At 60.4% G+C, this 16,956-nt stretch carries 13 protein-coding genes, 1 tRNA gene and 1 pseudogene; 4 read left to right on the top strand and 11 right to left on the bottom strand.

Features of this window, described 5'->3' with window-relative positions; genetic code table 11:
- Window positions 1-118: 118 nt before the first annotated feature.
- Both C8J39_RS11960 and C8J39_RS11955 read right to left on the bottom strand, forming a co-directional pair.
- Window positions 119-4,735 carry an NAD-glutamate dehydrogenase domain-containing protein gene (locus tag C8J39_RS11960; RefSeq protein WP_120300694.1) on the bottom strand — a complete coding sequence of 1,539 codons (4,617 nt, stop codon included), beginning with the start codon at window positions 4,733-4,735 and terminating at the stop codon, window positions 119-121.
- 76 nt (window positions 4,736-4,811) lie between these two features.
- Window positions 4,812-5,963, bottom strand: coding sequence for a hypothetical protein (locus tag C8J39_RS11955; RefSeq protein ID WP_120300693.1), 1,152 nt, complete (start codon window positions 5,961-5,963; stop codon window positions 4,812-4,814).
- Between the two features lie 134 nt (window positions 5,964-6,097).
- Here C8J39_RS11955 and C8J39_RS11950 point away from each other — a divergent pair.
- Window positions 6,098-6,173, top strand: a tRNA-Thr gene (locus tag C8J39_RS11950).
- 21 nt (window positions 6,174-6,194) lie between these two features.
- On the opposite strand, the gene C8J39_RS11945 is transcribed toward C8J39_RS11950, so the two are convergent.
- Window positions 6,195-6,452, bottom strand: a complete 258-nt coding sequence (locus tag C8J39_RS11945; RefSeq protein ID WP_259457544.1) for a hypothetical protein — start codon at window positions 6,450-6,452, stop codon at window positions 6,195-6,197.
- A gap of 74 nt (window positions 6,453-6,526) precedes the next feature.
- Between C8J39_RS11945 and C8J39_RS11940 the strand changes: the two genes are divergently transcribed.
- From C8J39_RS11940 to C8J39_RS11930, 3 genes are all read left to right on the top strand, one after another.
- Window positions 6,527-7,243, top strand: coding sequence for a hypothetical protein (locus C8J39_RS11940; protein ID WP_259457543.1), 717 nt, complete (start codon window positions 6,527-6,529; stop codon window positions 7,241-7,243).
- Window positions 7,243-8,289 carry a phage portal protein gene (locus C8J39_RS11935; RefSeq protein WP_259457542.1) on the top strand — a complete coding sequence of 349 codons (1,047 nt, stop codon included), beginning with the start codon at window positions 7,243-7,245 and terminating at the stop codon, window positions 8,287-8,289. The genes C8J39_RS11940 and C8J39_RS11935 overlap by 1 nt, the downstream gene beginning before the upstream one ends.
- Before the next feature lie 147 nt (window positions 8,290-8,436).
- A complete protein-coding gene (locus tag C8J39_RS11930) occupies window positions 8,437-9,243 on the top strand; it encodes a DNA adenine methylase (protein ID WP_404969340.1) in 807 nt (268 codons plus the stop codon).
- 427 nt (window positions 9,244-9,670) lie between these two features.
- Here the strand turns inward: C8J39_RS11930 and C8J39_RS18520 are convergent, their stop codons facing one another.
- The 8 genes and pseudogenes from C8J39_RS18520 to C8J39_RS11895 form a co-directional block, all read right to left on the bottom strand.
- Window positions 9,671-10,477 (bottom strand): hypothetical protein, encoded by an 807-nt coding sequence (locus C8J39_RS18520; protein ID WP_147420675.1) that lies wholly within the window; start codon window positions 10,475-10,477, stop codon window positions 9,671-9,673.
- A 376-nt stretch (window positions 10,478-10,853) separates the two neighbouring features.
- Window positions 10,854-11,045, bottom strand: coding sequence for a DUF6771 family protein (locus C8J39_RS11925; protein WP_120300691.1), 192 nt, complete (start codon window positions 11,043-11,045; stop codon window positions 10,854-10,856).
- On the bottom strand, window positions 11,045-11,266 hold the full coding sequence (locus C8J39_RS11920; RefSeq protein ID WP_120300690.1) for a hypothetical protein: 222 nt from the start codon (window positions 11,264-11,266) through the stop codon (window positions 11,045-11,047). Before C8J39_RS11920 ends, C8J39_RS11925 begins: the two co-directional genes overlap by 1 nt.
- A 494-nt stretch (window positions 11,267-11,760) precedes the next feature.
- On the bottom strand, window positions 11,761-12,438 hold the full coding sequence (locus C8J39_RS11910) for an HNH endonuclease (protein WP_120300688.1): 678 nt from the start codon (window positions 12,436-12,438) through the stop codon (window positions 11,761-11,763).
- Complete coding sequence (locus C8J39_RS11905) at window positions 12,435-13,388, bottom strand: AAA family ATPase (protein WP_259457541.1); 954 nt, start codon at window positions 13,386-13,388, stop codon at window positions 12,435-12,437. The genes C8J39_RS11910 and C8J39_RS11905 overlap by 4 nt, the downstream gene beginning before the upstream one ends.
- A gap of 177 nt (window positions 13,389-13,565) precedes the next feature.
- Window positions 13,566-13,751 (bottom strand): annotated as a pseudogene (locus C8J39_RS19315) (ATP-binding protein); the annotation flags it as partial.
- Between the two features lie 272 nt (window positions 13,752-14,023).
- A complete protein-coding gene (locus tag C8J39_RS11900; RefSeq protein ID WP_147420674.1) occupies window positions 14,024-14,767 on the bottom strand; it encodes a hypothetical protein in 744 nt (247 codons plus the stop codon).
- A 637-nt stretch (window positions 14,768-15,404) separates the two neighbouring features.
- Window positions 15,405-16,859 (bottom strand): type I restriction endonuclease subunit R, encoded by a 1,455-nt coding sequence (locus C8J39_RS11895; protein WP_207896970.1) that lies wholly within the window; start codon window positions 16,857-16,859, stop codon window positions 15,405-15,407.
- Window positions 16,860-16,956: the final 97 nt, after the last annotated feature.

Genomic DNA, 16,956 nt, shown 5'->3' with positions numbered 1-16,956 from the left:
GGCGACGGGAGGGTGAGGGGTGGTGGGGACTCGCGTCCCGAGCCTCATTCCCTCACCCTCCCACGCGCAAGAGCACGCGGGCCCCTCCCTCCCCCCGGCGGGGAGAGGGGTTTCGAAGTCACCGCCCCAGCAACACCCGCGCCTGACCGGCGATCTGCGCCAGCATCGCCGCGTTCGGCACTGCCGCATGGCGCGCACGGTCGATAACCGCCTTGAACTGCGCCACCCGCGTGGCGTTCGTCAGCAGCCACTTCTCGACCGCACCCTGCGGATCCTGCGCACCGCACCGCGCGAGGAACTCCAGCCGCAATTGCTGGAAATCGCGCGCCAGCCCGGCAACCAGCAACCGCTCCCAAGGATCGGTCGGACTGATCCGCGCCGCATTCGCCTGCGCCCAGTCGAGCCCCAGCGCCTGCCCGAGATGCGTGAAGGCCCGCGTCACCACCGCCTCGTCGAGCGCCATCCGCTCGCCGAGATCCGCCAGCCCGACCGCGCCGTCCATCTCGAACAGGCGAACGACCTTCCGCACCAGATCGCCCGGCGCGCCGACCGCTTCGAGTTGCCCCGCAATACGGCTGCTCTGCGCGCTCGCCTCTTCGAGCAGCAGCGCCGCGGTCTGGCTGTCGAGCTGCGTGATCCCCTTCGCCAGCCGCGCGAGGACTTCGCCTGGCACGGCGCCCGGCGCCGACACGCGCAACAGGTCGGCGATCTGTGAGCGGGTCGCGACCGCGACCTCGTCGAACAGCGCGATCCGTGCCGCCTCGGGCATCACCGCGGTCTCGATCTCCGCCCACAACGCGGGCAGGTCGAACAGGCGCTCGGCGACGACGAACATCGCCGCGATATCGCCCATCGCCGCGCCTTCCTCTTCCGCCAGTTCGAACGGGTAGAGAATGCCCAATCGGTTGACGATCCGGTTGGCGAGCTTGGTCGCGACGATCTCCGGCCGCAGCCGATGCTCGTCGATCGCCGTCGCGAACCGTTCGCGCATCGCTGCCGGGAAGGCAGCATGCAGGTCGGGCTTGAGTGCGTCGTCCTTGGCGATGTCGCTATGCTCGATCGCATCTTGCAACCCGAGCTTGGCCGTCGCCAGCAGCACCGCCAGCTCAGGCCGCGTGAGGCCCAGCCCATCCTGGCCTCGACGCAGCAGGATGTCGTTCGACGCCAGCCCCTCGACCGCACGATCGAGCCTGCCGCCGCCCTCGAAGATCTCGATCACGCGCACATAGCTCGGCACGGCCACCGCACCGTCGGCCTCGGCGATCGACAGCGCCAGCGTCTGGAGACGGTTGTCCTCCAGCACCAGATGCGCGACGTCGTCGGTCATGCTGGCGAGCAACGTGTTGCGGTCCTCGTACTCCAGCCGCCCCTCGATCATCTCGCGGTTGAGCGCGATCTTGATGTTGACCTCGTTATCCGAGCAGTCGACGCCCGCCGAATTGTCGATGAAGTCGGTGTTGATCCGCCCGCCCCGCGCGGAGAACGCGATACGCGCCGCCTGCGTGACGCCCAAATTCGCACCCTCACCGATCGCGATCACGCGCAGATCCTCGGCATTGACGCGCAGGCGGTCGTTGGCCGGATCGCCGACCGCGACGTTCGCCTCGGAAGCGGCCTTCACATAGGTGCCGATGCCGCCGAACCAGAGCAGGTCGGCGGGCGCCTTGAGGATCGCCGAGATCAGCGCGCCCGGCTCCATTTCGCTCGCCGTTACGCCGAGCGCAGCCTGCACCTCGGGCGACAGCTTCACGACCTTGGCGGTGCGCGCGAACACGCCGCCGCCCTTCGAGATCAGGCTGGCGTCGTAGTCCGCCCAGCTCGACCGCGGCAGCGCGAACATCCGGTTGCGCTCGTCCCAGCTGGTCGCCGGATCGGGATCGGGGTCGAGGAAGATGTGGCGGTGATCGAACGCCGCGATCACCTTCAACGTCTTCGACAACAGCATGCCGTTGCCGAACACGTCGCCCGACATGTCGCCGCAGCCGACGACGGTGATGCTCTCGCTCTGCACGTCGAGGCCACGTTCGGCGAAGTGCCGCTGGACGCTGAGCCATGCGCCCTTGGCGGTGATCCCCATCGCCTTGTGGTCGTACCCAACCGAGCCACCGCTCGCGAACGCGTCGCCTAACCAGTAGCCGCGTTCGAGCGCGAGCGCGTTCGCCACGTCGCTGAACGTTGCGGTGCCCTTATCGGCGGCGACGACGAAATATGGGTCCTCGCCGTCGAGGATCGTCACGCCGTCCGGATGGACGACCTTGCCCTCGACGATGTTGTCGGTGATCGACAGCAAGGTGCGGATGAAGATCCGGTAGCTCTCGGTACCCTCGGCGAGCCATGCGTCGCGGTTCGACGGGGCGGGGAGCTGCTTCGGATAGAAGCCGCCCTTCGCGCCGGTCGGCACGATCACCGCGTTCTTGACGCGCTGCGCCTTCATCAGCCCGAGGATCTCGGTGCGGAAGTCGTCCCGACGATCGGACCAGCGCAGGCCGCCACGTGCGACCGGGCCGGCGCGGAGGTGGATGCCTTCGACGCGCGGCGAATACACCCAGACTTCGCGCCACGGCACGGGGGCGGGCAGGCCGGGAATCAGATGGCTGTCGAGCTTGAACGCGAGCGCTTCCGACGCGGCCGGCGTGAACGCGTTGGTCCGCAGTGTCGCCGCGATCAGGTTGCGATACGCGCGCAGGATACGGTCGTCGTCGATCGCGGTGACCGCGTCGAGCCCGGCTTCGATCGCCTGATCCGCCTCGATCGCATTGCCGGGATGATCTGGATGGTGGACCGCGGTGAACCGCGCGATCAGGGCGGCCGCGACCTTCGGCGCACGCCGCAGCGCATCGACTACGGTGGTCAGCCCGTACGGAAGCCCGGCCTGACGCAGATACCGGAACCACGCGCGGAACAGCACGATCGCCTCGGGGCGCATCCCGAGTTCGACGATCAGCCGGTTGAACGCATCATTCTCGGCCGCGCCCTCCAGCACCGCCGCGATCGCGCCTTCGAGCACGGGCGCGTCGCTCTGCTGCGCCGCGTCGTTCGCCTCCAGCACGAAGTCATGCACGAACGGCACGCTGTCGTCGCGCAACCGCGTCGGCAGTTCGCCGATCACGCGGAAGCCGAAATTCTCCAGCACCGGTACGGCGTCCGACAGGGGGAGGGCGCCACCCAGCTTGTATATCTTCAGCTGTGGATCGGCACCGGCCTCACCCGGGACGAGGCGCACGCCACGCGCGTCCGTATCGGCCAGCGCGGCGATCCGCTGGATATCCTCGGCAGCCTCCGCAGGCGTGCTGAGGTTGCGATAATTCTGCGGGAACGCCGCCGCCCATTTCAGCGCAAGCCGCGCGGCACGCGGCGGCGGCAACGTCTCGACCAAGGCGGCCTCGACGTCCGACACCCAGCCGCGCACCATCCGCTGCAACCGGAGCGCGAGCGGCGCGACGTCGGGCATCCGGCCATCGCCGCGCAGATCGAGCGTGTAGCGGATCATCGCAACCTCGCCGTCCTCCAGCGCGATCGACCAGTTGAGCACGCTCGCATTCGCTGCCTCGGCCAGCATGTCGCCGATAGCGACGCGGCGGCTGGTAGTGACGTCGTCGCGCGGCAACCAGACGAAGCCGAACAAATGCCGCCCGAGCGCAGACTCCACCAGCACGAGCGCAGGTCGCGGCCGATCCGCGATGCTCATTGCGGTCAGCGCCAGATCCTCCAGCGCATCGGGCGCGAACGCTATGACCAAGTCGTGCGGGAGCGCGGTGAAGGCATGCGTCAACGCCTTGCCGGCATGACCGCGCGGATCGAAGCCGAACTTCGCCTTCATCGCCGCAAGTCGCGTGCGCAACACCGGCACGTCGCGCGGCATCGCGGCGAGCGCAGCGCTGGTCCAAAGCCCGCTATAGATCGACAGCCCGGCGACCGTCGCGCCCTCCATCACCGGCACCACGACGAGGTCGAGCGGCACCGCACGGTGCACGGTCGAGATAAGATTCGACTTCAGCAGCAACGGTGCATCGTTGCCCGCCTCGAACCATTCGATCGCGAGTGCGCGCGAGGCCTCGGCAAGGATCGGCACGCGATGTTCGTTGCGCGCGATACCGAGCGCGGCGTGACCGCTCCCGTCACGATGCCAGATCTGATGCCCGAGCAGCGTCAGATGCCCGTTCAGGAACCACTGCAGCAGCGCAGCACCTTCGCCCTCGGGCAGCATCGCAATATCGTCGTCGAGCGCCGCCTGCATCGCGCGCCAGTCGGTTACCGCCGCACGGACGTCGGCCAGCACCGCAGTGAGGTCCTCAATCAGCCCACGACGGTCACGCGCATCGGCGCGCTCCATCTCCAGATAGATCATCGATTCGGGGCGGCCTGCACCCTGGCCATCGGCGTCGATAGCATGCAGCGTGCCGTCGGGCGCGCGAGTCGTGCGGACGACGGGGTGGATGATCCGGTCGACCGCAATGTCCTGCGCGCCGATCGCCGCTGCGATCGAATCGACCAGGAACGGCATGTCGTCGTTGACGATCGCAAGACGCATTCGCCGCCGCGTGTCGTCGCCACTGATCGGCTCGATCGCGATTGCCGGCGCACCGTCGTCGCGGTGTGCGGCAGTCGCGGCAACGAACGCCGCGGCCTGCGCGACCTCGCTTGCCCCGAAGTCCCTCAGTTCGCCCGGAAGGGCCCGTTCGGTCAACCGGCCCGCAAGGGTCTCGGTGAGCGTGTTCAACGATTGGTTCGCCATAGGTCAGGGCCTATGCGCCCGCTATTCGCCTATCTCAACCCTTGTGGCAGGTGCGAAGGGTTATGCTGCGGCGCACCTAGAATTCAGACCGCTCGGCCACTGCAATTGCGGCCAGATCACCGTCGAACCCGCCGAGAAAGCTCGCGAAACCACCTGTCGGCACCTGATGCCGCTGGGCGTGTCGCAGCACCGTCGCGAATGTCTCCAACCGCGCTGCCTCGAAATTTGCGCCAAACACAAGCGCGACGATCTGCGTCATCGCGTCCGTCCCACCCGGCATGCAGGCAGCAGAGAGTATCGCGCTGAAATCATCGTCGTCCTGCACGGCCGACACCGCAAGATCATGCGCCCGACTTAGCGTCCGGTGCAGCGCCGCACGACTACGCGCTTCGGCCGCACGGACCTGCGCCGCGCTCTCCCGCGCCATCGCCAGTTGCTCGCCAAGCCGCCCGACAAGCACATAGTCGGCGGGCAAGGGGTCATCCAACACCAGCTCCTGCATGGCCGCAGGCGTCGGCTCGGCAGGCATGATATCGAAGCCACCGCTCGGCCCATCCGCCCAGACCTGCGCGGTCGCGCCCGAGCCGTGCGGAGACGCATGCACGGCGGCATCCAGCTCGGCAGACAGCGTCGCCTGAAGATCCGCGTCCGCGAGCTCCTTCCAGTTGATCACGCCGTAGATGAAGTCGATCGTCACCCCACCCGACGCGAACGGCATCAGGATCCCGCGGTACAGCGTCGTCCGCCCCCGGCTGCTGACGAACTCCGCCTCGAAGCCGATTGGAGCGCGATTGGCGATGATCTGCAGGTAATGATCGGTCAACCGCGACAGCAGCGACCGGCTCGGGACGTCCGCGATCGTCGCGATCGGCCCCTCGAGCCCGCACTCCTCGCGCAGTGCCCGTCCGAGATACGCGATCTTCGGATCGCCCATGCCCTGACTGAAATCGAGCAGCACGCTGTGCGGCCCGAAATCGGTGATCGTCTCGGGCTCGAGATCGGCGATCGACGGGTAGGGCCGATCCTTCAGCAGCGACACCCAATGGTTGTAGGCGCGCACGTGCATCCGCCGTTCATCGCCGCCAAGATCGAACATCACGTCGTTGACGCCCGCATCGGTCGAATCGGACGCGCCGGTATGTGCAGGCGTCGTTAACGCATCCCGCGCTAGCGTCACGCTATCCGCGTCCGCCGCGCGTCCATCCTCTACGCTGCGCGCCGTCGTCATGCCCAAAGATCCCCGTATCGTTACCGCACTTGTGCACTGCTCTTGGTAAACACAGAGTAAACTCGCAAACCGCTTGTCAGCCCGCAAAACCGCTGGTAGTTGCCGCCCCCTCGACCGGATACATCCGTCGTCGGGCCGCTTTAGCTCAGCTGGTAGAGCATCGCATTCGTAATGCGGGGGTCACAGGTTCGAGTCCTGTAAGCGGCACCATCGACAAGTGGTTGATTTAACTCACATTTTTATCACTCCCGCCGAGTTTTCGGCGACGCCGACTCCGGTAGGGTTCCGGTGCGTTGAGCCCGGAGCAAGCTTCTCGATCTTGGCGATGATGCGATTCAGGGCGCGCACGACGGTGGGGAATTCGCCAATCGCGTAGACCTCGGTCTGGCTTCCGTCGCGGTGGCCCATGAAGCCCTCCAGGTCCCACTTCTTCGCGCCATTGTTACGGACGAGCGTCGCGAGGCTGTGGCGCAACAGGTAGGCGAACATCTTCGCCAGTTCCTCGACACCGATTCGGGTGCGCCGCTGGCGTTGCACTTGGCGGGCGGGAAGTGGCTTGTAGATTGGTCGCTTATGCGCCAGACGAGTTTGCCAACCTGTTCGACTGCGACTTCGTCGACGACAGCCTGTCCGCGTTCCGGTTCAACGACCTGATTAAATGCGGCTGCGACTCTATGGAGGACTGGACCGACTTCAATCCGGAGGCCGCACGCCCGTACGGTGAGCGCCCCGTGTGGGCCGGCTATGATCCGCAGAACAGTGAGAACGGCGATAATGCGTCGCTGTCGATCATGGCACCGCCGCTCGTCCAGGGCGGCGCTTTCCGCCTGCTCGAACGCCACCCGCTGCGCGGTCTCGACTTCGAACAGCAGGCCACCTTCGTGAAGGGTATGCTGTCGCGGTACAATTGCACGTTCCTTGGCATCGACGCGTCGGGCGTCGGCGCCGGCGTCTACCAGCTGCTCGCCAAACCCGATGCCGGGATCAAGGGCGTCACCAAGATCGAATATTCGCTCGAGGTGAAGGCGATGATGATCATGAAGGCGCAGAACGTGATCTCGCGCGGGCGCATGACGTTCGATGCGAGCTGGCTCGATGTCGTCTCGTCCTTCGTCTCGATCAAGAAAACGCTGACCACCAGCGGCCGGAACGTCACGTTCAAGGCCGGCCGGGGCGGCGACGACGGCCACGCGGATCTCGCCTGGTCGATCATGCACGTCCTTAACAACGAACCGCTCGACGGCCGCGAAGCGCCCAAGTCGACTATGGAGATTCTATAATGGGCAAGGCACGCCGCATGGGCCGTCACGAGGCCGGCCGAGCCGGCGCGATCGTCACGACGCCGGAGAAGTTGACGTCGGTAGCGGCGTTTTCGTTTGGGGATCCCGAGCCGGTCAACAGCCGGCGCGAGATCCTCGATATGCTCGAATGCCCTCATAACGGTCGATGGTTCGAACCGCCGATCAGCGTCGATGGCCTGGCCCGATCGTTTCGCGCGAGCCCGCATCATAGCTCGGCCATCCTGCTGAAGCGCAATTTGCTGGTGCGGTCGTTCACGCCGACGCCGTGGCTGTCGCGCGGCGCGTTCGAAAAGCTGGTGTTTGATTATCTGGTGTTCGGCTTCGGCTTCGTCGAGCAGCGCCGCAGTGTCCTAGGCGGACTCATGCGCCTCGATCATTCCCTGGCTAAATTCACACGCCGCGGGATCGAAGAGGGCCGGTATTTCTTCGTGGAAAACCTAGCGACGGAATTCGAGTTTCGACCCGGCAGCGTTATCCAGATCATGCAGCCCGACATCAACCAAGAGATTTATGGCGTGCCGGAGTATATCTCTGCGCTACAATCCGCGTTGCTCAATGAAGCCGCCACCCTGTTTCGCCGCAAATACTATCTGAATGGTAGTCATGCCGGTTTCATTTTACATGCGACCGGTGAATTCTCCGATGGCGACGTCAATGCGATCCGCGACGCGCTGAAGCGGTCAAAGGGGCCGGGTAACTTCCGCAACCTCTTCGTCCACCAGCCTGGCGGCAAGGATGGCGGGATCAAGATACTGCCGATCGCCCAGGTCGGCGCGAACGACGAGTTCATGGGGATCAAGAACGCGACGCGCGACGACGTACTGGCGGCGCACCGCACGCCCCCTGTGCTGCTGGGCATTGTGCCGGCGCAGGGCTCGACGCTCGGCAAGCCCAGCGAAGCGGTCGATATGTTTTTCGAGCTGGAGATCGAACCGATCCAGGCACGCCTGTTGGACATCAACGAGGCGGTGGGCGTCGAAGCCGTCGCCTTCGCGCCGCGGCGGGTGCCAGCACCAGCCAGCTAAGCTTTCACGTCCGGCATAGCCGAGCGGGGGATGCCGGGGTGGAGCCCGGCAAACCGACGAGGATCACTCTCGCCACGACCATCGGCCACCGGCCGTCCCGCACCCCACGATTCGCGGGGTGCGGCACTTATGACGCGAGAACGTAAAGTGAACACTCTAAATCTTATTCGTCCCGTCGCACCCGCGGCGGGATATATTGGCGGCAAGCGTAATCTGGCATCGCGCCTGGTCGCGATGATCGAGCGCGTCGACCATGACGGCTATGCCGAGCCCTTCGTGGGGATGGGCGGCGTCTTCCTCCGCCGCCGATCGCGACCGAAGGTCGAGGTCATCAACGACGTGTCGGGCGACGTCGCGACGTTCTTCCGCGTGCTGCAACGGCACTATCCCTACATGATCGACATGCTGCGGTTCCGTGTGGCCAGCCGCGCGGAGTTCGAGCGGCTGAAGGCTACACCGGCCGAGACGCTGACCGATCTCGAACGCGCATGCCGCTTTCTCTATCTCCAGCGACTGGCATTCGGCGGTCGGGTCGCAGGCCGCTCGTTCGGCGTCAGCACGACGACCGGCGCACGGTTCAACGTCGCGAAGCTTGAGCCAATGCTTGCCGACATCCACGAACGGCTCGCAGGAGTTATGATCGAGCAGCTCGGCTATTCCCAGTTCATCCGCCGGTACGATCGCGCCGGCATGTTGTTCTATCTCGATCCACCCTACTGGGGATGCGAGAAGGACTACGGCCAGGACGTGTTCGGCCGCGACGACTTCGGCCAGCTCGCGGCGCAGCTCGCCGACATCAAGGGCAAGTTCCTGCTGTCGATCAACGATACGCCTGGTGCGCGCGCGACTTTCGCCGCGTTTTACATGATCGAGGCTGATACGACCTACACAGTCGGCGTAGGCGCGGGCGTGAAGGCCGCTGAGCTGATTATCTCGAACTTCGACTTACGATGACGGCCGGGGCGGCCTCTCGCCGCCCCTCACCCGGCTAACGAATTCAACCGCTGTTAGGCTGGTACCATCCAACCACCACGCGATCGGAGCGGGCGCATCAGCGCTCGTTATTTCGAAGAATCAACGAAAAGACGATGTCCGCCACGCAGTTCTATCGGCCTTTCAAGCGGTGGGGTCAAATACCGTGCACCTCCCTCCAACTTAATGTTTACGGCGTTTGACCTGAGAAAGGTCATTAGCTTAAGTACCATGTCGCCGGATCTGTTGCTTCCAACTGGTTGGATAGTGAGGTCATTGACGCCCTCCACCTGTTGCAAAACGTCACGCATGACATCTTCGGTCATTTCGAATTGGGGACGTCCAAAATAGACCGTTTCGGCGCTTATGTTGTGCCCGCTGCCGGAATGATTTTGAATTATTTTTTCGCTCACACATCCCCCCCTCTGTTGATAATGTTGTTCCCAGAACCGGAGTGGCTCTGTGTAATATCAGATTGTCGGTTAAGACCCAAAATCCCCCCGCGCTCAATAGCCTCACTTGCATGGTCTAGTTGGGATTTTGTCTTCGCTATACCAGCTTCTAAAGATCGTTTGGCGGTTTGATAGCTTTGGTATGTTCGTTTGATACCGGCCCGCTGTAGCGGGGGCTTGCCCTCCACCAGATGAGCATATTCGTCATACGACAGATCGACGGTTATTCTCGGTAAAACCTCTCTGCCCATCACACGGTCGTCACGCCATATCTCCCAATACCGTTCACTATATTCGGCGGGTAAACCAGCTTGAGTATATCGCTCCCAGCTCCCTTCTATGTTCGCAAGTCGCTGGGACCAGTCCTTCAATCGATTTCCAGCAGCCTCCCTTGTTGCCCAATTTCGAGCAATCTCGTTTTCTTCTTCAACGTGTCGCGCTGCTCGCTTTTGCCGAATCTTATCAATGGGGTCTTTGAAAATTTCGTCATGCGTTGATAACAGTGTGTTCGGTGGAGGTGCTGCTTCGATGACGGCAGGTTGCTTCGCAGGTCGTTTTGATACCCAAGCGACTAACGTTACTATAAGTAGACATGCCCCAATGCCGGTCATTACCCGATCGGCATAAGGGCGGGACAACAGCTCAACTAATTGATCTGCCCCGATCAGCTTCGCCCATCCCGCTCCGTTTGATAAAGCATCTTCAGGCTTGGTTTGGGCGGCAGCGATCAAAAGCGCACCGAAACCACCGAGGGTCGATGCCAAAATCTTAAGGAGTCTTCCCATTTGATTACGCTACAATTCCTCGACTGACATGTCCAAAGGGAATGTGTTTGTATTCAGTCTAGCCTCGTAGCCTTCGCTCGAACCGCTTCCAGTGCCGTTCGTCCCGACCGTATAACGGAAAGGATGGTGGCAGTGGCGTAGGCACGATCCTGTCCGGCCGGCCTCCGCATTTCGAACAGCGCAGGTATCGCGGTATGTTCTCGATCACACTGTTCACCCGCTTGAGAAAGCACCACCGGGCGAGAACGTCTCGAAGTACGACGCCTTTGCGTCCGCAATGGCCACAGACAGCACCGACATTCGCGTCATGTTTGGCAAAGTCGCCCAGCGTCCTGAAGCGCGCGTTGCCCATAGGTCACCAAGGCAAAGGGATCTGTGTCGCTTCGACATTCGTCGGCTGGAATAGACCGCCGTACACATGCTGCGCGACTTCGAGCTGGGCAGCCGCACGCAGACTTTCCCCCGGCGCGGCGAGGCCGATCAGCGCCCACGCCGGGGCATTCTCGATCAGCGAAGCGATCCGCTCCGCGGTGATCATGCCACCCATCAGCGGTAGTCGGTTGAGTAGGTCGCGTACGGCGACAGGCCACGACGGGCGAACTCCGCCTCTATCGGCGCGAGCAACGTCTGCGGCCCATCCTCCATTGCTTGGAAGTAAATCGTCTGCATCTCACAGGGGCGGATGTCGGGCAAGATTTCAGCGATCAGGTTGTGCGTCTGGCTGAAGGGCTGTGCGCCGTGGCGCATCGACTCGGGTGCGTGTTCCATGCCGATGCTATAGCGGAACAGAAAGGGAACGCCAAGCGCAGGGTAGGGCTGGTCAACGCAATAAAATTACGCGAAAGAAAATTACAAAATCGACGAGGCCGGCCCCGCCGCCCCCCGAACCTGCCACCCCGAGAAACACGCTTTTCCCCCCGCCTCGCCCGCGGTCTTTTCGTGTCGCAAAAGGTGCACTTGAGAACCGTTGAAGAGGCAGGCGAAGTCTTGGGCTGCATCATGATCGGAGGCCGCCTCGTCGGGGTGCAATTTGGTGCGCATTTGGCTTTTAAATTAGAGGCGTTACCCATCTTCTCCGAACAATGCCGTAACGCCATCGGTGGCACAGGCGCACCCGCCTTGCCCGCCCCAAGCAATGCAGGTCAGTCAGATCAGGACGGGTACACCGTTTAGCTGTTGCGGCCGTCATACTTGATCGTTCATGATTCCGGTAAAGTCGGCTGTGATTTCAGGACGGACTTCATTATTTTCGGTTCATGCCCCTAACGAATTCCGTTTCGTACGGCCTTTGGCACATGAGCTATCATTGCCGTGATAACGTCCTCTGCCATCGCGCTAAAAGCTTTGTCTGGCGTCGCCTCTCGTTGAACTAAATTTTTATAGATTGCTCGACGGGCGGCTAGGGGCAAATCAGTTCGGAGGACATTTTCGAAGATGCCCATCAGGTACTTGAGCCTCTCACCGCGCTCCTCAATAAGCGCTGGCCGTCCTAAATCAAGAATTGCTACAGTCGATTGGCCTGTAGCAGTGCCGAGTGCAAAGACAAATGAGCCCTGAAAAATCAGATGGTTCCGTGGATTTGTAGTGTAGGGATCAATGATGAGATTAGCGTTAGGGTCCAGATTCGACTTGTTTTGGTTGCAAACCTCACATGCTAGAGTGAGATTATCCCATAACAATATCTTTGATAGCTCCAATGATTTTGGGAAGATATGCTCAACATCACCGTGATGTATGTGCTGAAGTTTGCTCTCGCAATAAGCACATTTGTTGCTTGTCTCAAGAACTAGAGCGGATTTGATGTCAGGGTGGCGGTATTTCGACTTTTCCGCATCAGTAGGCTTTTCACCAATCGAAAGTTTGTCAGTCAGAACTTTGGTCCAGGCTACGCCGTTATTTACGAGGACCAGTGGTTCAGCGGTCTTCGCCAGCGGGATCATATCTGTCGCGCAATCTGGCTCAGAGCTTCTGGATAGAACTCGTCCAGCCCCGCCTCCTGGAGCCTTAAACGTAAAGCTGCTATGCCTTGGTCGGTAAGGCTTTCCACCGACAAATCTGATGTGATCCGTCGAAGCTCATCCTCTGCCCACATTGGCATAGTAACCGGCACTCCGAGAGCATCTCTTAGAATGTCGCTTGCGGTACCCGACCGGTTAAAGTGATCTAGATGTACCGAACTAACGGTACGCTCGCCGCTTCCCACTTGGGTTCCGTACTGCAAAACGTAAACCTTCGCAGATTTAACAGACGAGACAACAAATGGACTATGTGTTGCCACTACAAATTGGGCCTCAGGGAAAGCTGATACTAAGCTTTGTATAATACTTCGTTGCATTGACGGATGTAGGTGATTTTCTGGCTCATCAAGTATTACGGTATACTCTTGCTTGCCCTGCGAGTACAGAAAAACCTGCCACGCCAAATCAACCAGTGACATAATGCCACCAGAAGCTGAGTCCAAAACAAACTCACCGGACGTTGTTTCGAGGACTACATCAGGTATTCGCACTGTCAGCCTCTGAAATCCTAAGCTTTCAGGAAGAACGAGTCTTAGTACCTTTTCAAAATCTGAATAAACCCGGTCGGTTTCGGGATTTCCCGTTACATTTCGATTGCCTGGCCCGAAAGTCGCCATCGAAATAATAGCCTCTTTCATCCGATAGGTTGGGCTATACTGAGTGTACCCATTGTTAAAACGATTAAGTGATTCTTGATAGTATTGCTGGTACGCCTGCTGGGCGCCGAGCGAAGTCGTCGGTATACTCGAAACGACTTGATAGCCCTGTACTGGGCGATGCGAACCAATAAAAAGGCCATCAACGGTCTGTTGATACGGAAATGCGACGTTGTAAATTACACCACCAGACTGAGGAATCAGTACAGGAGTCACGGACCCCGTACTGTAGGTAAGTTCACCGATCCGATCAGATAAGCCGAAGAGCATAACTGGATCTGCACGTTTCGTCTGATATGAGCGCAGGTACGAGTAGCCTAGAGCCCCATCTTTCTGTATTTTGGGTGTCCCTAAAAGGGAGTGCGGCCATCCAAAATGTTGAGACAATATTCGAAGCAGCGTACTTTTACCGGCGCCATTTGCCCCGGTTATTATCGTAACACGCTGATCAAACTCTATGGAAACCCTATCAAATTGTCTCCAAGACTCAATTAGCAAGCTTCTGAAACGCACGTAATGCCCCCCCCCGGAATTCAACGCGTTGGCGACAGCCGGCGCTCGACCGGTGCTGGCAGACATTTGCGATCACCTCAAATGTAAATCGATCATATTTGAGGCAATATGCGGGTTTTGAATCTGCCAAGCGGTCGGGCAGTGTTCACCCTCGTCTGTGCAAAACGCCTTTTATAATCGGCACCGAAGTTGCGCATCCCGTCCGGATGCACGTGCCGGCTGTAGCCGGCGCGCTCAACCGCGGTCGCCGGATGCTGAACCCGTTGGGTGGGAGGCCTCGGAGGCTTGGTGGCGCATCAAACTGCGCACGCCATAGGCGTTCCGTCTATTCTTAGATCTTACAGGGCCTCTGTGTGACCGCTCGGCGGATTTGCACTATGAACAAAAGCGCGGACGCGGGCAAGGATGGCGCGCAGCTCGGGACTCTGGACCTCGGCGATGACGTCGTCGACCGTCGCGGTGTCCAGCTTCTTCTGGAGCGCGAGCTTCTCGGCAACAACGCGGACAAACTCGCTCGGCTTACGGAGCATGCGGCGCACGCACTCGCGCACCGTGGGCGGCTGCAGCAGGATGAAGGCGTTGGAGATCTGCTCGCTCTGTTGCTCGTTAGGCTCGGCATTCTCGATCGGTATGCAGCGGCGGATCCAATTGAGAAATCCGCACGCCTTGAGTCGATCGAGCGCCTCACCAACGGCACTCCGCGAGCGATGTATCTTGTCCGCAATCCACTGATAGGTCGGATCAAGCCGGCCGTCCTTACGACCGCGCAGGCGAAGCAGGCACCGCAGCACTTCAAGGCCGATCGCGCCCAGCGCACCGTTGCGCTTGCCCGGTAGCTTGGTCTCATGCTCGAACGCCTCGGCTGCGCGCATCCGCGCGTTATGTTCGGTCTTGGGAAACGTGTTATGTGTACGCCAGAGGGACGCCTCGGACCCGCCGGCGTTGTGGCTGTTGCGGCGCACTGGAGAGTTTGATCGCGCGCGGTCGCGGATGCCGGTGGTCACTTCGCTAAACGAGCGGGCGATGTTGCCCGTGCTGGAAGGAGCGCGGCGGGAAGTGGCAGTGAGCAGTGAATTCGACATCGTGTCGGCTCCCGGAGGAAGTCGATGGCAGGCAATCGAACGGCGCGGGCGCCGAGATTGCGGGGCTCGATGTCGATGGTTTCGCCTCCGGTGCGTTTCCGGTGCAGTCCGCGTTGAAGAACGGATTTCTGCAGGCTAGCAGGTGCAGGGCTCCAAGAGTTTCCCAAGCAAGAACGTTAGAAGTCCGGGCTAACGGCTTCGTTCGTAATGCGGGGGTCACAGGTTCGAGTCCTGTAAGCGGCACCACCTACTTTATGGCACTTCCACAAGCGAACGGCGGCAGTTGCGGCTGGAAGGTTGTTTGGCTGGGCAGCCGTTTGGGTCCTGCTTGGGACGCTTTGGTAGGGAAGCGGGCTCGACCTACGCAGTGCCCATTTAGGGCAGGGTGTGTCTGCGGGCCTTTTGAAAGATTTCCGAACGGGCCACAGACCTGCACCAGCAGAAAGAGTACCCCGTAGTTGACCTGATAGAGATCATCGCCGGGTGAAGGGATCTGCGGTTCATTACCACCAAAATGCGAGGCTCTCCGACCAACCTGTAAATCGTCTTTGGCAATTGCCACGATCTAAAATACTGCGTTCAATTGTCGGAGCCCCATATTCTATTGAGATCTGCGGGTTAAGTGTACGCCTAGGAATCACAAATTAGCGGGCGACGGCTTATTTACCATTCTCTCTAAACTTTGCTGCCAAGATGCCTTGAATGCGGTATCATTTGCGAACAGCTTGTAAAGCTCAAGCTCATCCTTCCGGCGCGATAACATCACTTCCCTGAGCATCTTCGCGAAGGCTAATTCTCGGTTATGAGGATCTGGGTTGTTTTCGTACTTTTCGGCAAAATCAGGGTGAGCCTTAATGCTGGCGGCGATGTTCACGAACTTGACCCGTTGCTCTTCTGGCGTCGCACTCCAACCTTGGAACCACCGTTCATTGAAGCTGCGCACGATTTCGTCGAGTGAGTCCCTTTGCTCATCCGTATCGTGCGATGCTCTGGGGTTGGGGTTCTGCGGCTCAAGCTCCGTCTCCGAGGCGTCCAACCCGATGGCGTGATTGAGCTTTACTCGTTCCAGCCCGTATGACGACAGATCAACGGCTTCCAGCAGCGCGTCGAGGGAGACTTGCGTGGGGTCGTCGATCTTTAGCTTGGGGATCAAGAATTTTAGGAACCAGAACAGTTTTTCCCAGTCCACCACCTCGAACGGCATAATCGATGCCATCTGGCCGTAGATCTTCACGAATTGCTTCGCCTTTATCTTGAAGTCGATCTGGGCGTCGATTTCCAGCTCCGACTCACTCGTAAACCGGTTCGCCGCAAGGTCGATAATCGCGCTCAGCCTTTGCGCATCCTCGTTCGAGAAATAGCGCGTGTTGAAGTCCTCCACTTCGGACCATTCGTACACGCCAACGTCATCAAGTGCGGCCTTCAGTTCGTGCAGCACGTTGACGTCGGTAGCCTCAGACAGGCTGGTGGCGGTGTAGAAGGGATCGAAGGCGGTCTTGATGTCGTCAACGGTGTTGAAGAAGTCTAGTATGAACAGGTCCTCGGTCTTCTTCGCCAGCTTGGAGGCCGATCGGTTGAGGCGGGATAGTGCCTGCACCGCCATTACCCCTTGTAGTTTCTTGTCTATATACATGGCACTAAGCTTCGGCTGATCGAACCCGGTAAGATATTTGTTGGCGACGATCAGCAAGCGATAGGTATTGTCGATTGACTGACCGTTCACCACGATCGGCTTTCCGTCGCGGTCGTACCCATCGAAATATTCCCGCGTCCGGTCGTCCGAAATTCCGTTCAGTCCGGCTTCGGTATATTCGATACCATCAACCTCTTTGCTGCCTGAGAACGCCACCAACGCCCTAAACGGCCAGCCCATTTTCTCCAGCTCGCGGTTGATCGCCTTGTAGTAGCGGATGGCCATTTCGATATTCTGGGTGACGACCATGCCGCGCGCCTGGCCCTTCAGCTTCTTGGCGTTCACTACCCTGGGAATGAAGTGGTCGAGCATAATTTCGGCTTTAGTATTGATGGTCTGCTGGCTGCGCTCGACATAGGCTCGTACCGCCCCCGGTGAAATCGGAAGGTCATAAGTCAAAATTTGACTGAGTAGGTGGGGGGAGGGGTAGCAATTCTGAAAACCCCTGGGACAGGTCGACCGGGCCTCGGGGTGTACCAGAAGTCTCCCGCGCTGC

Origin of the sequence: Sphingomonas sp. PP-CC-1A-547, from assembly GCF_003610375.1 — a bacterium.
Classification (GTDB): Bacteria; Pseudomonadota; Alphaproteobacteria; order Sphingomonadales; family Sphingomonadaceae; genus Sphingomonas.
This window is presented reverse-complemented; position numbering and strand designations above follow the sequence as displayed.

Bases quoted from the DNA above. Each gene is read 5' to 3' on its own strand.
- C8J39_RS11900 (WP_147420674.1), bottom strand. From the start codon at position 14,767: ATGTCGAATTCACTGCTCACTGCCACTTCCCGCCGCGCTCCTTCCAGC.
- C8J39_RS11925 (WP_120300691.1), bottom strand. From the start codon at position 11,045: ATGGGTGGCATGATCACCGCGGAGCGGATCGCTTCGCTGATCGAGAAT.
- C8J39_RS11935 (WP_259457542.1), top strand. From the start codon at position 7,243: ATGGGCAAGGCACGCCGCATGGGCCGTCACGAGGCCGGCCGAGCCGGC.
- C8J39_RS11910 (WP_120300688.1), bottom strand. From the start codon at position 12,438: ATGATCCCGCTGGCGAAGACCGCTGAACCACTGGTCCTCGTAAATAAC.
- C8J39_RS11960 (WP_120300694.1), bottom strand. From the start codon at position 4,735: ATGGCGAACCAATCGTTGAACACGCTCACCGAGACCCTTGCGGGCCGG.
- C8J39_RS11955 (WP_120300693.1), bottom strand. From the start codon at position 5,963: ATGACGACGGCGCGCAGCGTAGAGGATGGACGCGCGGCGGACGCGGAT.
- C8J39_RS11945 (WP_259457544.1), bottom strand. From the start codon at position 6,452: ATGTTCGCCTACCTGTTGCGCCACAGCCTCGCGACGCTCGTCCGTAAC.
- C8J39_RS11920 (WP_120300690.1), bottom strand. From the start codon at position 11,266: ATGGAACACGCACCCGAGTCGATGCGCCACGGCGCACAGCCCTTCAGC.